The organism is Pseudomonas sp. JV245A (assembly GCF_032424515.1).
Classification (GTDB): domain Bacteria; phylum Pseudomonadota; class Gammaproteobacteria; order Pseudomonadales; family Pseudomonadaceae; genus Aquipseudomonas; species Aquipseudomonas protegens.
Genome location: NZ_VYKE01000314.1, coordinates 1 through 2680, shown reverse-complemented (window position 1 = coordinate 2680; position 2680 = coordinate 1). Strand labels below are relative to the sequence as shown.

General features: G+C 66.2%; 1 protein-coding gene. It reads right to left on the bottom strand.

Translation table 11 applies throughout. From position 1 onward, the window contains the following. On the bottom strand, positions 1 to 2680 hold a 2680-nt coding region (locus F6S12_RS31055), incomplete at both ends, for a condensation domain-containing protein (RefSeq protein ID WP_315869792.1).

The following is a 2680-nucleotide window of genomic DNA, read 5'->3' as shown; positions in this document are numbered from 1 at the left end:
GCAGCAACTGGTGCTGCTCGGCAGCGCCCAGCAGCGGCAGGTCCCCCAGGCGCTGGCGCGGCTGCTGGACGATGCCCTGCAGCAACTGCACCCAGGACTGGGCCAGACGCTCGATGGTGGAAGCCTCGAACAGGTCGCAGGCATAGGTCAGGGAGGCCCAGAGGCGATCCCCGGACTCGAAGGTATCCAGGCTCAGATCAAACTGGGTCGTGCTGTCCTCGCCACTGAGCATCTGCACCTGCAACCCTGGAACCTCCAGGGTTGCAGCGTCCTGGCGGGCGGCCGCCTGGTGGTTGAACATCACCTGGAACAGCGGGCTGTAGCTCAGGCTGCGCTCCGGCTTGAGGGCTTCCACCAGTTGTTCGAAGGGCAGGTCCTGATGCTCCTGGGCCTCCAGCGCGGCTCTTTTGACCTGACTTAGAAAGTCGCTGAAGCTCAGTTGCCCGTCGACTTCAGCCTTGAGCACCTGGGTATTGACGAAGAAGCCGATCAGGCGCTCGGTCTCCACCCGGTTGCGGTTGGCGGTGGGCACCCCGACGCGGATGTCCGCCTGACCGCTGTAGCGGTGCAGCAGCACCTGGAACGAGGCCAGCAACAGCATGAACAGCGTGACCCCTTCGCGCTGGGCCAGCTGTTTCAGGGCCCCCGGCAAGGCGCCATCCAGGCTGATGCCATGGCGCGCGCCCTTGTGGCTTTGCTGCAACGGCCGCGGATGGTCCAGGGGCAAATCCAGAACCTGAACGCCGCCTTCCAGTTGCTGCAACCAGTAATCCAGTTGCCGCTCGCGCTCACCGGCTTCCATCCACTGGCGTTGCCAGGCCGCGTAGTCCGCGTACTGCACCGCCAGCGCCGGCAACTCGGCCTGCTGCCCCTGGCTTTGGGCGCCATAGAGCCGGATCAGTTCCTCCACCATCAACTGCATCGACCAGCCATCGGAAACGATGTGGTGCTGGACCAGCACCAGCACATGCTCGTCCTCCGCCAGGCGCACCAGGGTGGCCCGCAGCAACGGCCCCTGGCGCAGGTCGAACGGCTGACGTACCTGGGTGTCGATAACCTGCTTGATCAAGTCATCGGTGTTGCCGGCCTCCACCAGCAGGGACAAGTCTTGCTGGCTGATGGGCAAGCGGGCCTGGGCCGCGATCACCTGGGTCAGGCCCCGGGCGCTCTCGACAAAGTGCGTGCGCAAGCTTTCATGGCGGGCGATCAAGGCATCGAAACTGCTTTGCAGGGCCCGGCTATCCAGCGAGCCGCGCAGGCGCAGGGCCATGGGGATGTGATAGGCGCTGCTGTCGGGGTCCAGCTGCCAGAGGAACCACTGGCGTTCCTGGGCATAGGACACCGCCAGCGGCTGCTGCCGGTCCACCAGGGGAATCGGCTGGAGTGGCTGGGCAGTTTCCGGGCCCAGCAGGCGGACGAAATCTTCCAGCGACTCGCCTTCGAACAACAGCTTGAGGGGGGCCTCGATGCCCAGCTCCTGGCGGATGCGCGACATCACCTGGGTAGCCAGCAGCGAATGGCCGCCGAGCTCGAAGAAGTTATCGGTCAAGCCGACCTTTTCCAGTTTCAGCACCTGGGCCCAGATCCCGGCCACTTGCTGTTCGCGCTCGCTGCGCGGGGCCACGTGGGCCTGCTGCAACAGGCTGCCGTCGATGGCCGGCAAGGCAGCGCGATTGAGCTTGCCATTGGCGGTCAGGGGCAGCGCCTGGAGGAACAGCACATGGGCCGGAACCATGTAGCCCGGCAGGTGCTCGCGCAGCCCGGCCTTGATGGCGTCGCGCAGGGGCAGTTGCTCGGCAAGCGGGTCCTGGCCGTTCCAGTCCAGGCCGGCGGGCACCACGTAGGCCACCAGTTGCGGGCCGTCGGGACCTTCCGGGGCCAGCACCACCGCCTCGCGCACCGCAGGCAACTCCAGCAGCCGCGCTTCGATCTCCCCCAGCTCGATGCGGAAACCGCGGATCTTCACCTGGTGGTCGATACGGCCGATGTAGCCGATCGAACCGTCGGCCTGATAACGCGCCAGATCGCCGGTGCGGTAGAGACGCCCACCAGCCTCGCCAAACGGGTCCGGGACAAACCGCGCCGCACTCAAGTCGCCGCGGTTCAGGTAGCCCCAGGCCAGCCCGGCACGCCCGACATAGAGTTCACCGATGCAGCCCTTGGGCACCGGTTGCAGGTTGCTGTCCAGCAAATACCAGGACATGTCGGGGATCAGCTCGCCAATCGGGCTGGCCCCCGCCAGGCTCAGGTCCGCCACGGACAAGGGACGGTAGGTCACGTGCACCGTGGTTTCGGTGATGCCGTACATGTTCACCAACTGCGGGCGCTGATCGCCGAAACGCTGGAACCAGGGTTGCAGGGTATTGACCTCCAGGGCCTCGCCACCGAACACGATGTAGCGCAACCGGTGCGCAGGCTCGGCGCTGCAGGCCACGTGCATCAACTGGCGGAACGCCGACGGCGTCTGGTTGAGCACCGTCACGCCCTCGCTGCAGAGCAGCGGGTAGAAGTCCTGGGCCGAGCGCGCCACCTCCTGGGGGACGATCAGCAGCCGCCCGCCGTACAGCAGGGCCCCGAAGATCTCCCACACCGAGAAGTCGAACGCATAGGAGTGGAACAGGCTCCAGACATCCTCGGCGCCGAACTGGAACCACTGCTCGGTGGCCGCGAACAGGCGCAG